The 15,807-nt window shown below is 67.5% G+C and carries 15 protein-coding genes; 7 read left to right on the forward strand and 8 right to left on the reverse strand.

Going from position 1 to position 15,807, the window contains the following annotated elements; translation table 11 throughout:
* Window positions 1-43 precede the first annotated feature (43 nt).
* Window positions 44-787 (reverse strand): hypothetical protein, encoded by a 744-nt coding sequence (locus ABW137_RS02070; RefSeq protein ID WP_526396378.1) that lies wholly within the window; start codon window positions 785-787, stop codon window positions 44-46.
* Window positions 788-1,163: 376 nt separating this feature from the next.
* Between ABW137_RS02070 and ABW137_RS02075 the strand changes: the two genes are divergently transcribed.
* From ABW137_RS02075 to ABW137_RS02085, 3 genes are all read left to right on the forward strand, one after another.
* The gene (locus tag ABW137_RS02075) at window positions 1,164-1,616 is read left to right on the forward strand and encodes a MaoC family dehydratase (protein WP_526396380.1); all 453 of its coding nucleotides are present in this window, start codon (window positions 1,164-1,166) and stop codon (window positions 1,614-1,616) included.
* A 64-nt stretch (window positions 1,617-1,680) separates the two neighbouring features.
* Window positions 1,681-2,442 carry an enoyl-CoA hydratase/isomerase family protein gene (locus ABW137_RS02080; RefSeq protein ID WP_526396382.1) on the forward strand — a complete coding sequence of 254 codons (762 nt, stop codon included), beginning with the start codon at window positions 1,681-1,683 and terminating at the stop codon, window positions 2,440-2,442.
* Between the two features lie 34 nt (window positions 2,443-2,476).
* On the forward strand, window positions 2,477-3,520 hold the full coding sequence (locus tag ABW137_RS02085; RefSeq protein WP_526396384.1) for a TIGR03857 family LLM class F420-dependent oxidoreductase: 1,044 nt from the start codon (window positions 2,477-2,479) through the stop codon (window positions 3,518-3,520).
* Here ABW137_RS02085 and ABW137_RS02090 read toward each other — a convergent pair whose 3' ends face one another.
* From ABW137_RS02090 to ABW137_RS02105, 4 genes are read right to left on the reverse strand one after another with little or no spacing between them, the layout of a single operon-like run.
* Window positions 3,521-3,712: a YbdD/YjiX family protein gene (locus ABW137_RS02090; protein ID WP_526396386.1), complete on the reverse strand. Its 192-nt coding sequence runs from the start codon at window positions 3,710-3,712 to the stop codon at window positions 3,521-3,523.
* A complete protein-coding gene (locus ABW137_RS02095; protein WP_526396388.1) occupies window positions 3,658-5,943 on the reverse strand; it encodes a carbon starvation CstA family protein in 2,286 nt (761 codons plus the stop codon). Before ABW137_RS02095 ends, ABW137_RS02090 begins: the two co-directional genes overlap by 55 nt.
* Window positions 5,944-5,990: 47 nt before the next feature.
* Entirely contained in the window at window positions 5,991-7,553 is a 1,563-nt protein-coding gene (locus ABW137_RS02100) for an ATP-dependent DNA ligase (RefSeq protein ID WP_526396390.1), read from the reverse strand.
* 12 nt (window positions 7,554-7,565) lie between these two features.
* On the reverse strand, window positions 7,566-9,140 hold the full coding sequence (locus ABW137_RS02105; protein ID WP_526396392.1) for a molybdopterin-dependent oxidoreductase: 1,575 nt from the start codon (window positions 9,138-9,140) through the stop codon (window positions 7,566-7,568).
* A 121-nt stretch (window positions 9,141-9,261) separates the two neighbouring features.
* Between ABW137_RS02105 and poxB the strand changes: the two genes are divergently transcribed.
* A complete protein-coding gene (poxB, locus tag ABW137_RS02110; protein ID WP_526396394.1) occupies window positions 9,262-10,998 on the forward strand; it encodes a ubiquinone-dependent pyruvate dehydrogenase in 1,737 nt (578 codons plus the stop codon).
* Between the two features lie 68 nt (window positions 10,999-11,066).
* Here poxB and ABW137_RS02115 read toward each other — a convergent pair whose 3' ends face one another.
* Complete coding sequence (locus tag ABW137_RS02115; RefSeq protein WP_526396434.1) at window positions 11,067-11,741, reverse strand: winged helix-turn-helix transcriptional regulator; 675 nt, start codon at window positions 11,739-11,741, stop codon at window positions 11,067-11,069.
* Between the two features lie 139 nt (window positions 11,742-11,880).
* On the opposite strand from ABW137_RS02115, the gene ABW137_RS02120 reads away from it, so the two are divergent.
* Window positions 11,881-12,699 (forward strand): methyltransferase domain-containing protein, encoded by an 819-nt coding sequence (locus ABW137_RS02120; RefSeq protein ID WP_526396396.1) that lies wholly within the window; start codon window positions 11,881-11,883, stop codon window positions 12,697-12,699.
* A gap of 47 nt (window positions 12,700-12,746) precedes the next feature.
* Here the strand turns inward: ABW137_RS02120 and ABW137_RS02125 are convergent, their stop codons facing one another.
* Window positions 12,747-13,133, reverse strand: coding sequence for a DUF2237 family protein (locus tag ABW137_RS02125; RefSeq protein ID WP_526396398.1), 387 nt, complete (start codon window positions 13,131-13,133; stop codon window positions 12,747-12,749).
* Window positions 13,134-13,234: 101 nt separating this feature from the next.
* Between ABW137_RS02125 and ABW137_RS02130 the strand changes: the two genes are divergently transcribed.
* Window positions 13,235-14,290, forward strand: coding sequence for a phosphotransferase family protein (locus ABW137_RS02130; protein ID WP_526396400.1), 1,056 nt, complete (start codon window positions 13,235-13,237; stop codon window positions 14,288-14,290).
* Between the two features lie 24 nt (window positions 14,291-14,314).
* Here the strand turns inward: ABW137_RS02130 and ABW137_RS02135 are convergent, their stop codons facing one another.
* On the reverse strand, window positions 14,315-15,076 hold the full coding sequence (locus tag ABW137_RS02135; protein WP_526396402.1) for a sulfite exporter TauE/SafE family protein: 762 nt from the start codon (window positions 15,074-15,076) through the stop codon (window positions 14,315-14,317).
* 182 nt (window positions 15,077-15,258) lie between these two features.
* On the opposite strand from ABW137_RS02135, the gene ABW137_RS02140 reads away from it, so the two are divergent.
* Window positions 15,259-15,804, forward strand: coding sequence for a homocitrate synthase (locus ABW137_RS02140; RefSeq protein ID WP_526396404.1), 546 nt, complete (start codon window positions 15,259-15,261; stop codon window positions 15,802-15,804).
* Window positions 15,805-15,807: the final 3 nt, after the last annotated feature.

Consider the following 15,807-nt stretch of genomic DNA (forward strand, 5'->3'; position numbering starts at 1 on the left):
TCCAGCGTCTGGTCGAAGCGCTCTGAGACGGCGTCGATTTCCCTCACAGAGCGGCCGCGTGGCTTGCTGCCTGAGACTCGGCTTGGGTCATCACGATGTTCACCTCCCGCAGGATCTTCGGGATCTGGTCCGGGGCAGCATGATTGGCGAACGTACGGCGGTCATACCACATCATCTTCGTGCGGTATCTCTCATCGGGATACGGTGTCGCGGGGATGGACGAGGCCACCACTGCTCCCGAGGTGCGCCACCGCTCCAGTACGTGCGGGGCCGAGGTCGCCAGGCAGAACTGGATGTCCAACAATGCCATCGCGTGGAACGGTGTGCGCGCCAAGGCCGTTGACAGTCGTCGCGCGCTGTCGCGGTCGTCGGTTGTCCACGCCGACTTCATCTCGAGAACGCCGAAGGGGACGCGGTCGGTGATCATCTTGCGGACGGTGGAGAGACCAGGCTGCCCGGCCCACTCGACCGTGGCGTGCGAATCCTCGGCCGAGGACAGCGGTCCCTTGGCGCGAAGGCCGCCGATGACCCGGCCCGTGCTGTCCAGCGTTGCCCAGAACATGGCGGTGTCCGAGCCATCCTTGATGGCATCCACGTCGATGGCCTTCTCCACCCCGTGGCGGCGGTAACTCCGCTCGGCACCCCGTAGGTATTCCTCCCACAACTCGCGGTCGACGTCGGGCCGGGATAACACCATCGTGCAGTCGGCATCCGAATCCCACCAACTGATGTCACCGGAGAGTCCGCAGTCAGCTGAGAATTCGTTTTCGAGCGGTTGGGGGTGCATTCTTTCCTCATTCCTTTGGCAGCTGCTGACGGGTCGCGTCACGCTGCGGCGGTCAATCCGGGGGGGTGGTTATGTGAATCTGGAAATAAGTATCAGTCCCACGATGGCCCCGATCCCAGCTAGGCTTCGTACGTTTTCTGAAGTCCGTCGATGGGCCGCCCACCTCGAAAGATGGTTGGCTAACCAGGGTTTGATTACGGCAATCGAATCAATTGACGTCGCTGCAGCTTGTGGACTATCGGGAGGTTGGCCGGCGAATAGCTATCGATTTTTCGGCAAAGAAATGCGGGTTTCCGCCATTGTGATCCGAAGGATCGAGAATTTTGAGGTAATACCCCTGATGTTCGGCCCCCAGGGGGCCAAGAGAGGAGAGCGCGTGAAAGTCTTCCGGGATCTGAACGAGTTTGCGGCGGCGCGTGGCAGCCAACTCGGCCCGACTGACTGGATGGAGATCGACCAGGATCGGGTCGACCTCTTCGCCAATGCCACCGACGACCGCCAGTGGATCCACGTCGACCCCGAGAAGGCGGCCAGCGGGCCGTTCGGCGGCACGATCGCACACGGGCTGCTCACCCTCTCGCTGGTTCCTCACTTGGCCAAGCAGCTGTACCGCGTCGACAACATCGCGCTGGCGGTCAACTATGGCTACAACAAGGTTCGGTTCATCACGCCGGTCAAGGTGGGTGCGAAGATTCGGGCGCGCGGTGAGATCACCGGCGTGAATCGGCTCGAAGGGGCGGTTCAGGCGACGAACACGATCACCGTGGAGATCGATGACTCGGCCAAGCCCGCCGCCGTCGTAGAGTCGATCGTCCGATACATCGCCTGACACGGCCCCCGGCGGGCGTAGTTTCAAGCGCAGTACCGACCGACGAAGGGGCGATGAGGGAAACGTGACCGACGAAGTCCTGACCGAGCGCCACGGGCGCACACTCGTCATCACCATCAACCGACCGGAGGCGCGCAACGCCTTCAATCTGGCCGTCGCGCAAGGTTTGGCCGATGCGATGGACGACCTCGATGCCTCCCAAGACCTCTCCGTCGCGATCGTCACCGGCGCGGGAGGAAACTTCTGTGCGGGCATGGACCTCAAGGCCTTCATGGCAGGAGAGGTGCCGTCTCTTCCCGGCCGCGGAATCGGATTCACCCAACGGCCACCCCGCAAGCCGGTCGTTGCGGCCGTGGAGGGTTATGAACTCGCCGGCGGCACCGAGATCGTGCTCGCCACGGATCTGGTCGTCGCATCCAAGGCGGCGAAGTTCGGGATCCCGGAGGTCAAGCGGGGACTCGTCGCAGCGGGCGGCGGGTTACTGCGACTCCCGCACCGGATCCCGTACCAGAAGGCGATGGAGTTGGCCCTCACCGGCGACACCTTCACGGCGGAGGAGGCCGCGGGGTGGGGCTTCGTCAACATCGTGACCGAGCCGGGTGAGGCGCTCGCAGGTGCGCTGGCGCTGGCGCAACGCATCACCGCCAACGGTCCGCTCGCGGTGGCCGTGACCAAGGAGGTCATCACCAAGTCCGCGGGCTGGAGCGACGACGAGAGGTGGCTGAGGCAGCAGGAGCTCATCGGGCCGGTGTTCTCGTCGAACGATGCCATGGAGGGCGCGACGGCCTTCGCGGAGAAGCGCGCCCCGAACTGGACCGGCTCCTGACCGCCGAACTGCGGTCACGCACGAGGAGTTCGCCATGAGTGCGCCCCATCCCAAGCTCGACGAACTTGGCTACTACCTGTTGGCCGGGGCCGGCGGGGAAGGGCCTGCCACGCTGATGGACGAAGCGAGGCGCGGTGAGCAACTCGGCTTCGGCACCGCGTTCATCTCCGAACGGTGGAACGTCAAGGAAGCTTCATCCCTAGTGGGTGCCGCCTGCGCCGTCACCAGCGACATGCAGATCGCCACCGCGGCAACCAATCACAACACGCGCCATCCACTGATCACCGCATCATGGGCCACCACGATGCACCGACTCTCCGGAGGGCGGTTCACCCTCGGCATCGGCCGCGGGATCGGCGCGGTGTACTCCGCGTTCGGGGTGCCGCCGGTCAGCACCGCGCAGATGGAGGACTTCGCCCGCGTGATGCGGCGACTGTGGCACGGCGAGGTGATCGTCAACCATGACGGGCCGATGGGCCAGTACCAGGTGTTGGTGCTCGACCCCGAGTTCGACGAGGACATCCGGCTGGGCATCGTGGCCTTCGGCCCACGGACGCTGGCGCTGGGCGGCCGGGAGTTCGATGACGTGATCCTGCACACCTACTTCACCCCGGAGACGGTGCAGCGCAGTGTGAAGACGGTCAAGGACGCCGCCGAGATGGCGGGCCGCGACCCCGCCGCCGTCAGGGTGTGGTCGTGCTTCGCCACCGTCGGCGATCACCTGCCCGACGACGTGCGGCTCAAGAAGACCGTCGCGCGGCTTGCCACGTATCTGCAGGGCTACGGCGACCTGATGGTAAGCACCAACGACTGGGATCCGGCTGTGCTGCAGCGGTTTCGGGGCGACCCAGTGGTCCAGTCGATCCCGGGCGGGATCGACGGCAAGGCCACCCCCGCGCAGATCGAACACATCGCCGCGCTCATTCCCGACGCCTGGCTCGAACCGTCGGCGACCGGAACCCCTGCGCAGTGCGCACGCCGGATTCGCAAGGAGTTCGACTACGGCGCCGACGCGGTGATCATGCACGGCGCCACACCCGACGAACTGGAGCCGGTCGTCGCGGCGTACCGCGCCTGACTAACAGCAGCGGGACTGAGGGTTGTTCTCGGTCGCCGCGTGCCGCATCCGCCAGTACTCCCGCTCCGAACAGACCGCCTCACCCGGATGAACGCGTTGACGGTGCGCGACGTAGCGGCGGTAGTGGTTGTCGCCCATCAATGAGCCCCAGTACCAACTGATCTGGCGTGCGGCGCGGGTAACGCGTCCCATTGCTTTTGCACCTCCTTCTCGGCGGCAGTCGGGATGAGGCCCGACGGAGCAAAGATCCGCGTCGGGACCGGCTCGTCCTCGGCCAGCGCGGCGCCGCCGCCTCGGATCGCCTGGAGCGCCTTGATGACACCGGCGGCGAACACGATCACGACGAGCACCGCGAAGATGACCGACAGCGTGCCCTGGATGAAGGTGTTGTAGATGACGTTGTCGATCTGTCCCGGATCCTTCGCCGCACCGAACGACGACTCACCGGCATCCCGTGCGGCGACGTACTGGGCATGCTGTGCCCAGTAGCCGACCTTGGGATCGGCCGAGAAGATCTTCTGCCACGATGCCGTCATCGTCACGGTGAGATCCCACGCCAGTGGAACACCGGGAATCCAAGCCCATTTCAGCAGTCCGCGTTTGATGACCACCACCGTCACCACAGTCAGCGCAATGGCCGCCAGCAGCTGATTCGCGATGCCGAACAGCGGAAAGAGCGTATTGATCCCACCCTGCGGCGCCGAAACGCCGATCAGCAGGAAATACCCCCACGCAGCGACCACGACGATGCTGCACGCCCAAGCCCCGACCCGCCAGCTCGGGTTCTGGAGCTTCTTGAAGGGCCCACCGAGATTGCCCAAGGCGTCCGAGAGCATGAAGCGCGCCACCCGGGTGCCCGCGTCGACGGTCGTGAGGATGAAGAGCGCCTCGAACATGATCGCGAAGTGGTACCAGAATGCCTTGAGGCTTTCCCCGCCGAACACCTCGTGCAGCACCTCGGACATGCCGAACGCCAACGTCGGCGCACCGCCGGTCTTCGACACGATCGACTTCTCCCCGACGCTCTGCGCGGCCGCTTCGATCTCCCCGCCGGTGATGTCGCCCCCCGACAGGCCGAGACCGTTCACGAATTCGGCCGCGGACTGCGGTGTCGTTCCGGTGGACGCGGCAGGCGAGTTCATCACGAAGTAGAGGTGCTGATTGAGGATCGCGGCGGTGATCAGCGCCATGATCGCAACGAACGACTCGGTGAGCATGCCCCCGTAGCCGATGAGCCGCATCTGGCTCTCCTTCTCGAGCAACTTCGGGGTGGTGCCCGAAGAGATCAACGAGTGAAAGCCGGACAGCGCGCCGCAGGCGATGGTGATGAACAGGAACGGGAACAACGAGCCCGCGAAGACCGGCCCGGTGCCGCTGGAGGCGAAGGACGACACGGCAGGTGCCTGCATGATCGGCTGTGCGACCAGGATTCCGATCGCGAGCAGCGCGATGGTGCCGACCTTCATGAACGTCGACAGGTAATCCCGCGGCGCCAGCAGCAGCCACACCGGCAGCACCGATGCGGACAGGCCGTAGATGATGATGCACCACGACAGCGCGGTCTTCGAGAGCGTGAACCAGTCGGTACCCCAATCGGTTTCGGCCACCCATCCGCCGCTGACCACCGCGAGCAACAGCAGGACGACGCCAATCAGCGAGACCTCCGACACCCGGCCGGGGCGCAGGAACCGGAGATAGAGCCCCATGAAGATCGCGATCGGAATGGTCATGGCGATCGAGAACACGCCCCACGGGCTCTCGGCGAGCGCGTTGACGACGACGAGTGCCAGCACGGCAAGCAGGATGACCATGATGATCAGCACGCCGACGATCGCCGCGGCGCCGCCGATTGTGCCGAGTTCGTCCTTGGCCATCTGGCCGAGCGAGCGGCCGCGGCGGCGCACCGAGATCGACAGCACGAGGTAGTCCTGTACGCATCCGGCGACGAGGGCGCCCACGATGATCCAGATGGTGCCAGGCAGATAACCCATCTGCATCGCCAACACCGGCCCGACGAGCGGTCCCGCACCCGCAATCGCCGCGAAGTGATGCCCGAACAGCACGCGGCGGTCGGTCGGCATGTAGTCCGTGCCGTTCTCGAACACCTCGGCGGGCGTGGCGTTCTCGTCCCTCGGCTTGACGATCTTCATCTCGATGAGGCGGGCGTAGAACCGGTATCCGATGACGTAGGTGCAGACCGCGGCGATCACGAACCACACCGCGTTGACCGTCTCACCCCGGAAGAACGCGATCATCGCCCAGGCAACGGCCCCCAGGAGGCCGATGACGGCGAAGACGATCTTGTGCTTCGTGGTGATCGGGGATCTGTCGATGATCGCGACCGGGGGCTTGTCGGCATCCGTCCGGATGTAGGTGATGTCGCCGTCGGTCTCTTCGGTGCGCTCCGATGGTGGTGCAGACATGGGTTTGATCCTGTCATCGCGCGTGGCGAGATTGGGCGAAACGAGCACTAACGCTCGTATAGGGCGCGCACCGTGTCGACCGTGTCCGCCTCCATCGGCGTCTTGTCGTCCCGGTACCGGACGACGCGCGCGAAGCGCAGCGCCATCCCGCCCGGGTACCGAGAGGAGCCCTGAACGCCGTCGAACGCTATCTCCACGACCTGCTCGGGCCGTACCCGCACGACACCGCCCGCGGAGCCGGCAATCCGGCCCGAGCCGTCGGTGGGACCGTCGGCGAGGTCGAGGAAGCGTTCGGTCTGCCATGCGAGCATCTCGTCGGTCATTCCCTTGAAGGTCTTGCCGAGCATCGTGAACTCGCCGGTCGCGGGATCGCGCGCGCCGAGGTGGATGTTCGACAGCTTGCCGGTGCGCCGGCCCGAGCCCCACTCGACGGCCAGCACCACCAGGTCGAGGGTGTGCACGGGTTTGACCTTGAGCCAGCCCGCGCCACGACGGCCCGCCTCGTACGCCGCGGTCGGCGATTTCGCCATGACGCCCTCGTGCCCCGCGGCGAGCGTTCTGTCGAGGAACGCCTGCGCCTCGGCGGGGTCGGTGGTGTGCAGTCGGTCCACGCGCTGGGGAGCGGGCACTAGCGCATCGAGCAGGGCCAGCCGCTCGGTGGCAGGCAGGTCCAACACGTCGGTACCGTCGACGTGCAGCAAATCGAAGAAGAACACCGAGAGCGGCGCCTCCACCGCATTGCGGCCCGCCCGTTTGCCGAAACGCGATGCCGTGACCTGGAACCGGTCCGGCCGGCCATCGGGCCGAAGCGCGATGGCCTCGCCGTCGGCGATGAACGCGTCGACCGGCAGTGCGAGCGAGGCCTCGACCACCTCCGGCAACCGGTCCGTGACGTCGTCCAGACTGCGGGTATAGACCGACACCGAATCGCCGTCGCGATGAATCTGGACCCGGGCGCCGTCCAGTTTGGCCTCGAAAACCGCTGTTCCGCCCAGCTTTTCGAGCGCCACCTCGACACCCGTGGCGGTCTGGGCAAGCATCGGGCCGACCGGGGTGCCCACCGTCAACCGAAATCGTGCGAGTGCGTCGGCGCCCTCGGTGATCGCCGCGGCGGCAACCGCAGGCAGCGCACCGCCCAACATGGCGGCCCGACGCACCTCGGGGGCTGGCAGGTCGGCGGCCGCCGCGACGGCGTCGGCCATGACGCCGATGAGGGCGCCCTGCCGAAGCTCACCTCCGAGCAATCGTCGGAGGAACGTCTGCTCGGCGTCGGTGGCGGCGCCGAACGTCTCGGCGAGCAGTTCGGCCCGGCGAGTCTGCGAGCCCTTACCCGCCACCGCGCCGATCGCGGTGAACGTCGCGTCGACCCCGAGCACCGTCAGTACCGGCTCCGCGGCGGGCGGCGGCAGCGACCGCAGCGACGCCCAGCCCACCCCGATCTGGCGCTGCGGCAACTCGCCGGACAACCAGGAGACGACGATGGCGATCAGATGGGCGCCGCCCTGCTCCCCGGCCCGCTCCAGCAGCGCGGAGATCAGCCGGGTCTTCTTCGAGCGCGCGGACACGGCGCCCACCTCCGCGGAAGCCAGGGCGACGTCGGCGAGGAGCATTCCGCCAGCCGCCTATCTGACCGCGAAGGACACCGTGTGCCAGCCCGTCGCACCGTCCGGTATCACGTCGGCCTGATCTGAGGTCTGCACGGCCCCCGACCCATCGGTCGCCCGTACGCTGATCTCGTGCGGACCGGGAGCGTCGGCTTGCCAGCGAAAACTCCACAGCCGCCACGTGTCGTTGGAGTAACTCGCCCCAAGCTCAGCCGGTTGCCACGGTCCGTCGTCGATGCGTACCTCGACCGCCTTGATGCCCCTCGGCTGCGCCCACGCCACCCCGCCGAAGGTGACGGGACCGCGGGGAACCTCGGCACCCTGGCTGGGCACGTCGATGCGGGACTCGGTCTTGATGGGGCCTCGCGCGGACCAGCCGAGCCGGGTCCAGTACGCCTCAGCACGATCGAACCGCGTGAGCTCGAGGTCGACGACCCACTTGGTGGCCGACACGTAGCCGTATAGGCCAGGCACCACCAGCCGCGCGGGATACCCGTGTTCGGTGGGCAGGGGAGCGTCGTTCATGCCGATCGCCAGCAGGGCGTCGCGCTGATCGGTGAATGCCTCCACCGGCGTGCCCGCGGTGAAGCCGTCGATCGAGGTCGACAGCACCATGTCCGCGTCGGGGTGAACACCGGCCCCCGCCAACAGATCTCGCACGCGGTAGCCCGTCCACTTGGCGTTCGAGATGAGGTCGCCGCCAACGGGGTTGGACACGCACGTCAACGTGACGATCCGCTCCACGACCTCGAACTGCTGCAGATCCTCGAACGCGAGGCTGATCTCGCGATCGACCATGCCGTGGATCCTGAGGCGCCAGTCCGTGCGACTGAGCTGCGGCACGGTCAACGCGGTGTCGATCCGGTAGAAGTCGTCGTTCGGCGTGATGAACGGCGCCAACGCAACTCCCGCAGGTTGGACCGAGGGCGGTGGTGGCGGGGCGACGGTGCCGCGCACCGCAGGAAGGGCGAACGCCGCCCGGTCTCCCGACACCGAGGAGTTCAACCGGTTGAGCACCGCGCCCGCCACTCCGGTCACCGCCCCGACGCCGAGGAACCCCAAGGCCACCAACGACCTTCGACGGCCGCGATCCGGCGGAGTCTCCCCGGCGCCGTCGTCGCTTGAACTCGGCCGGTCCGCAAGGCGATGCGAGATCAACAGCCGCAGGACCAGTACACCGCACACCGTGCCGATCAGGGTCGGCACCACGTCGATCGCGGAGGCGCCCGCCCTGCTGAGGACGGCGGCGCAGCCGAGCAGGCCCGCCACCACGATGGCCAGACTGCCGACCGGTCGCCGTGGCGTCTCGAACCGTGCCGTGCTCGCGGCGACGATGCCGATCACGCCGAGGACCGCGACCGTGAGGAACAACTTGTCCGACGTGCCGAAGAGCTGAATCGCCCATTCCTTCACCGGACCCGGGGTGAGGTCGATCACCGTCGACCCGATGGCGGTTCGCGAGTCGGCTGCCGGTCCGAAGGGGACCGCCGCCAACTCGGCCACTCCGAGCGCCACCGCTGCCGCCGCAACGCCATTGAGTCCGCTGGGGCGGACGTCGTGGGGCGCGTCTGCGCGGGTAGCCGTGTCGGCCATGACGCCAACGTACCTACTTCGCCGCCGCAAGTCCTTACCAGTGTCTGACGTAAGGTGATCCGGGCGCGGAAAGTAGCGCTCAGCGCGTCTTTCCGCGCCGAAACCGCAAGGGAGGCCCTCCATGGCGACCGTCGCCACCCAGCTCATCGACGCATTGACGCGAAGCGGCGTGCGACGCGTGTACGGATTGCCCGGCGACAGCCTCAACGGTTTCACCGACGCCATTCGACGCTCCGGGCAGATCAGCTGGGAGCACGTCCGGCACGAGGAGACGGCGGCGTTCGCCGCGGCGGCCGACGCCGCGCTCACCGGCCAGCTCGCCGTCTGCGCGGGTAGCTGCGGCCCCGGCAACCTGCATCTCATCAACGGACTGTTCGACGCTCAGCGCTCCCGCGTTCCCGTCCTCGCCGTCGCCGCGCACATCCCGCGCAGCGAGATCGGCTCCGAGTACTTCCAGGAGACCCACCCGCAGGACCTCTTCCGCGAGTGCAGCGTCTATTGCGAGCTGGTGAGCACCCCCGAGATGGCGCCGCGCATCTTCGAGATGGCGATGCGCGCCGCCGTCGAGGAGAACGGCGTCGCCGTCGTCGTCGTTCCCGGTGAGATCTTCCTCCACCATGCCGATGAATCCGGTTGGCTCGCAAAGCCGATCGTGCCGACCCGGTCTGTGCTCCGGCCCGACGAGATCTCGCTGCGGCAGGCCGCGCAGATCCTCAACGACGGCGAGCGGGTCACGATCCTCGGCGGCGCGGGCGTGGCAGGCGCGCACGACGCCCTGGTCCGGCTGGCGGGAACGCTGAAGGCCCCCGTCGTCCACGCCCTGCGCGGCAAGGAGTTCATCGAGTACGACAATCCGTACGACGTCGGCATGACGGGTCTCCTCGGCTTCGCCTCGGGGTACAAGGCGATCAAGGAGGCCGACACGTTGCTGATGCTCGGCACCGACTTCCCGTACCAGCAGTTCTATCCGCAGGACGCCCGCATCGTCCAGGTCGACGTCCGGGGCAGAAACCTGGGCCGCCGCACGCCGATCGACCTCGGCCTCGTCGGCACGGTCGCCGACACCCTTGAGGCGCTGCAGCCGCTGCTGGTCGAGAAGTCGACCCAGGAACACCTCGACCGGTCGCTGCGGCACTACGCCAAGACGCGAAAGACGCTCGACGGGCTCGCGGTCAACGACCGCGACAAGACTCCCATTCGTCCCGAATACGTTGCCGGACTTGCCAATCGGCTTGCCACCGAGGATGCGGTGTTCACCGTCGACGTGGGATCGCCCGTCGTGTGGGCCGCTCGCTACCTCACCATGAACGGCAAGCGACGGCTCGTCGGATCGTTCAACCACGGCACCATGGCCTGCGCCCTACCCCACGCGATCGGTGCGCAGACCGCGTTTCCGAACCGTCAGGTCGTCGCGCTGGCCGGCGACGGCGGCCTGACCATGATGTTCGGCGAGCTCATCACGCTCATCCAGAATCGACTGCCGGTCAAGGTGATCGTGTTCAACAACTCGTCGCTGAACTTCGTCGAGTTGGAGATGAAGGCCGCCGGGATCGTCAACTTCGGCACCGATCTCACCAACCCCGACTTTGCCGCCGTCGGCCGCGCGCTCGGCGCCTACGGTCGGCGCGTCGAGCATCCCGGCGAACTGGAGCAGGCGCTGACGGAGGCGTTCGCGCACGACGGGCCCGCGATCGTCGACGTGGTGACCGCACGCCAGGAGCTGTCCATCCCGCCCGCCATCACTGCCGAACAAGCCAAGGGCTTCTCCCTTTACGCAATCAGGACGATCATGGCGGGCCGCGCCGACGAGCTACTCGACTTGGTCACCACGAACGTCTCGCGACGAATTCTGGACTGACCTTCGGCGTGTAGCCGCAGGCCCCGTCACGTAGGCCCCGTCACGCCGGCCCCGTCACGCCGGCCCCGTCACGCCGGCCTCGGCACCGCCGCCGAGGGGGCCTGACCGATCCAGTCGGGAATCGCACGACGAACCTCGATGGGACCAGATACCGCCACGCTGCCCTCGAGCAGCGCGCGCGTCCAGTCGACGTCACCCCGCCAGATGCGGGTCAGCGTGCGCAGACTGGTCTCCACGGTGCCCGCCACGTCGTGGCCCGGGTCGAAGTCGCACACGTCGGCGGCGCCGTCGGCAACCACCAGCCACCACCTCGACGCCCTCGTCGTCACCCCGTCGAGTCGGAACGCCACCGTGGTCCGTGAGCGCGGCCACGCGTCGACGGCGATCGTGCGGTGGATGTCCCACATCAACAGATGCGGATCGAGATCCTCCTCGCCGAGCTCTCCCACCCATCGGACGCCCCAGCGGCCAAGGGCCTCCACGACCTCGCCGAGCTCCCGGCCGCTGTCCGTCAGAAAGTACGTGGTGCGGCCGTCGGCCTCGACGCGCCGGACCACGCCCGCGCGGGTCAACGACTTCAGCCGCTTCGACAGGAGCGCAGGCGACATCTTCGGCACCCCCCGCCGCAGCTCGTTGAAATGACTACTGCCCAACAGCAACTCGCGCACCACGAGCATCGTCCAACGCTCGTCGAGCAACTCCATTGCCTTGGACACCGGGCAGAACTGACCGTATCCGGACACGTCGCGCACCTCCCTGCCGCGTCGTAATACCACCATGCAACCAGCTCGGTACAGATCTGGAACTAGATCGGCACGATCTCCCGGCGCGACGATGGACCGACGGCACCAAGGGGGGCCGCACCCGCAACGAGGAGCTGACATGACCACCACCACGACCAACCAGGACCTGGAGGCCAAACACCGTGCGCTGTGGGCGCTCGGTGACTACCGCACCGTCGCCGACGAACTGGTCTTCCCGCTGGGACCCGTTCTCGTCGAAGCCAGCGGGATCGGTCCGGGTGACCGCATCCTCGACGTGGCCGCAGGCACCGGCAACGTCGCATTTGCGGCCGCAGCCGTTGGCGCCGACGTCGTCGCCAGCGACCTGTGTCCCGAACTGCTCGAGCACGGTCGCCTGGCGGCCGAGCAGCGCGGGATCCCGGTGCGTTGGCGCGAGGCCAACGCCGAGACATTGCCGTTCGGCGACGGCGAATTCGACGCGGTGCTGTCGTGCATCGGGGTGATGTTCGCCCCGCACCATCAGCAGGCCGCCGACGAACTGGTGCGGGTCTGCCGGCCCGGCGGCACGATCGGCGTGCTCAGTTGGACGCCGGAAGGGTTCATCGGTCGGTTGTTCGCAACGATGAAGCCCTACGTGGCCGCGCCGCCGCCCGGGGTGTCGGCACCACCGCTTTGGGGCAGCGAGACCCACGTGCTCGAGTTGCTGGGCGACCGCGTCACCGACGTCGTCACCGAGCGCCGGTCACTGCCCGTCGACCGGTTCACCGACGGGACCGAATTCCGCGACTACTTCAAGGCCAACTACGGGCCGACGATCGCGGCCTTCCGTGGGATCGGCGACGACCATGCCAAGGTGGCGGCGCTGGACGCCGACATCGCCCGGCTCGGCGACGACGCGCTCGCCGGAGGGGCGTCGATGGACTGGGAGTACCTGCTGTTGACCGCCAAGCGGATCTGACCTCGAATGATCGGGCAGGCAGCCGGTTACGCACCGACCGGCTGCCGTCAGAGGCCGCCTAGATCGTCGGGCACGTCGACGGAATGCTCGCGAAGCACGTCGAGGGGGACCACCTCGAGAGTGCGCTCGTGGGTGGCCGCGAGCACCACCGGTGCGGCATGACCGTCCGTCTGAGCCCGTAGCCAGTTGGCTGCCGTGACGCACCAACGGTCACCGGGAACCAGTCCCGGAAACCGATACTGCGGCATCGGCGTCGACAGGTCGTTGCCGATGGAGCGCTGATGCTCGAGGAACTCGCCGGTGACCACGGCGCAGATGGTGTGGCTCCCAAGATCTTCGGGCCCCGTCGAACAGCAGCCGTCACGGTAGAAACCGGTGAGCGGATCGGTCCCGCATGGCTCCAAGGTGCCACCGAGGACGTTCAGATCAGCCATCGGTCCAGTATTGCGCACCGATCCGAGGCACGCGGGTCGGCGACGCGCGAGTTCCACGGAACCTCGGACGGGAGCGGCGGGCCGGCGCGACGATGACCGCCATGGCCGACGACACCGCGACTCTCACCGACGACGACCGGGCAGCCCTGCAGACGTGGATCCGCGACACCGGGCTCGGGGCGCAGGTGACCGCCGTCGAACCCCTGCTGGGCGGCACCCAGAACATCGTCGTTCGCCTCTGCGTCGACGACCGACCGATGGTGTTGCGTCGACCGCCGCTGCACCCGCGCCCGACGAGTGACAAGACGATGCTGCGCGAGATCGCGGTCCTGCGAACGCTGTCGGGCACGTCGGTGCCGCATCCGGCTTTCATCGCCGGGTGCGAGGACCTCGGCGTTCTGGGCGTGGTCTTCTACCTGATGGAAGAGGTCGACGGCTTCAACCCGGGCACCGAGATCGCCCAGATCTACGTCGAGGACCCCGCCGCCCGGCACGACGTCGGGCTGGCCTACGCGGCGGGTCTCGCGCAGCTCGGCAACGTCGCGTGGGAAGGCAGCGCACTCGCGGCGCTCCGGCGTCCCGGTTCCTTTCTGGCCCGCCAGGTTCCACAGTTCCTCGGTCTCCTCGAGAGCTACCGGCACGACGGCTACCAACCCGAGTCGCTGCCCGCGGTCACCGAGCTGGCGCAGTGGCTGGAGGTCAATCGTCCGGACGACGGCGAACCCGGCATCATGCACGGCGACGCCCACCTCAACAACGTGATGCTCCGCTACCACCGACCCGAACTCGCCGCCTTCGTCGACTGGGAGATGTGCACGATCGGGGATCCGCTTCTAGACCTCGGCTGGATGATGGTGTGCTGGCCGACCGAACCCAACACCATCGACGCAGGCTCCGAACTGGCGGCGCTCGGCGGTCTCGCGAGCCGGGGCGAACTGCTCGCGGCGTACTCCGCCGCCGGTGGGCGCGACGTCACGCGGCTCGACTGGTACACCGCGCTCGCGTGTTTCAAGCTCGGCATCGTCATCGAGGGCACGTGGTCGCGGTACCTCGCGGGGCGCGCAGCCCGGGAGGCCGGGGAGCGACTACACGAATCGGCGGTCGGCCTCATCCAGTTGGGGACGCGGGTCGCCAAGGGCGAGGACGTCTTTCGCTGACGGACAGGGGGAGCCGAAGACGGTTCAACGGTAGGTGTCGATGCCGAGCTTGACGGCCAACGCGATGCCCGCAGCGGCGATCAACAGGCGCAGGGGAGTGTCGGGGGCGCGGCGGACGATGATCGGGCCCAGCCGCGCGCCGAGCAGACAGCCAATGCCCAACGGAACCACCGCCAACCAGTCGACCGGTGCCCACACGGCGAAGACCAGCGCAGCGGTGCCGTTCGCGACCCCCAGCACCACGTTCTTGGTGGCGTTGGCGTCGGCCAGCGACGAGCTGTCGGTACTGAGGAACAGGGCCAGCATCAGCACCCCAGCGGCCGCGCCGAAGAATCCCCCGTAGACGCAGATCGCGAGGATCGCGACACCTTCGACGACGAAGGCGGCGGTGCCCCGTCGATGACCCTCGGCCCGCTTGCGGCGGGGCAGGGCGATCAGTAAGGCCGACGCGGCGATGAGCACGGGCACGACGTTCTCGAAGCCCTCGGCGGGGATCGACAACAGCAGAGCCGCACCCGCGGCGCCACCGAGGACGGCGGCGGGCACCAACCTGAGGAGTTTGGCCCGTTGGCCCCGGAGCTCCGGCAGTGAACCCGGGACCGAACCGATCCCGTTGAACACCAACGCGACGGTATTGGTGACGTTGGCCGTCACCGGAGGAAGACCGACGAGGAGCAGCGCCGGGTAGGTGGTCAGCGACGCCAATCCCGCGATGCTGCCGACCAGTCCGCCGCCGATCCCCGACACGAAGAGCAGGGCCACATCCCACCAACTCGACGGCGCCATCGGCGATGAACCTAGCGCCTTCGCATCGGGGTTGCGTCGGTCACTCCGAGACGTCTAGCATCGCCAACGTGCCGAAGCGACTCGTAGTAGCAACCCACAGCGGGGTCTGATCCAGACCGACCCCTCGCTGTGGGTCGTTGCTACACCGTCGGTCGATTCCTCTGGCAAGAGAAGACCGGCACATGTCCTCACCGAATTCCACGTCACCGTTTTTCACGTCCCCGGGTTCGACGTCCCCGAATTCCGTCCAGCCCGCGATCGGCGTGGCCCCTACGTTCGCGGCCCATTTCGACGGCCCGCTGCCGCGGGAGTTGCGCGAGGAGGCCGATTCGATGTCGTTCGACGCCTTTCACACCACCTACACCCCGATGACCGGTCCGCTGCGCCTCGGCAAGTGGGAGTGCACCGACGCCGCGCGGCCCGCTTCGCAGCTGGGCCCGCAGGCGCGGCACTATCAGGCGACGATCGCCGTCGGTGACCGCATCAGCACGTCGACCGCGGCCGCCAGTGGTCCCATCGCGGCGTTGACGGAGATGCTCCACGAGCGGGGCATCAGCGTCGAGATGCTCGGGTTTCACCAACTTCATGCAGGCGAGAGCACCGCGACGTTCATCCGCGGCACCGACGGCACGCACGCCCAGTGGGCAATGGGTTGGTCCGACGATCCGACGCAGTCGGCGCTGCGGGCGGTCGTCGCCTGCGCGAACCGACTGATCAGCGCGAGCTGACCG

It is taken from the genome of Mycobacterium sp., from assembly GCF_040509115.1.
Taxonomy (GTDB): domain Bacteria; phylum Actinomycetota; class Actinomycetes; order Mycobacteriales; family Mycobacteriaceae; genus Mycobacterium.

Bases quoted from the DNA above. Each gene is read 5' to 3' on its own strand.
- ABW137_RS02070 (WP_526396378.1), bottom strand. From the start codon at position 787: ATGCACCCCCAACCGCTCGAAAACGAATTCTCAGCTGACTGCGGACTC.
- ABW137_RS02085 (WP_526396384.1), top strand. From the start codon at position 2,477: ATGAGTGCGCCCCATCCCAAGCTCGACGAACTTGGCTACTACCTGTTG.
- ABW137_RS02090 (WP_526396386.1), bottom strand. From the start codon at position 3,712: ATGGGACGCGTTACCCGCGCCGCACGCCAGATCAGTTGGTACTGGGGC.
- ABW137_RS02095 (WP_526396388.1), bottom strand. From the start codon at position 5,943: ATGTCTGCACCACCATCGGAGCGCACCGAAGAGACCGACGGCGACATC.
- ABW137_RS02100 (WP_526396390.1), bottom strand. From the start codon at position 7,553: ATGCTCCTCGCCGACGTCGCCCTGGCTTCCGCGGAGGTGGGCGCCGTG.
- ABW137_RS02105 (WP_526396392.1), bottom strand. From the start codon at position 9,140: ATGGCCGACACGGCTACCCGCGCAGACGCGCCCCACGACGTCCGCCCC.
- poxB (WP_526396394.1), top strand. From the start codon at position 9,262: ATGGCGACCGTCGCCACCCAGCTCATCGACGCATTGACGCGAAGCGGC.
- ABW137_RS02120 (WP_526396396.1), top strand. From the start codon at position 11,881: ATGACCACCACCACGACCAACCAGGACCTGGAGGCCAAACACCGTGCG.
- ABW137_RS02125 (WP_526396398.1), bottom strand. From the start codon at position 13,133: ATGGCTGATCTGAACGTCCTCGGTGGCACCTTGGAGCCATGCGGGACC.
- ABW137_RS02130 (WP_526396400.1), top strand. From the start codon at position 13,235: ATGGCCGACGACACCGCGACTCTCACCGACGACGACCGGGCAGCCCTG.
- ABW137_RS02135 (WP_526396402.1), bottom strand. From the start codon at position 15,076: ATGGCGCCGTCGAGTTGGTGGGATGTGGCCCTGCTCTTCGTGTCGGGG.
- ABW137_RS02140 (WP_526396404.1), top strand. From the start codon at position 15,259: ATGTCCTCACCGAATTCCACGTCACCGTTTTTCACGTCCCCGGGTTCG.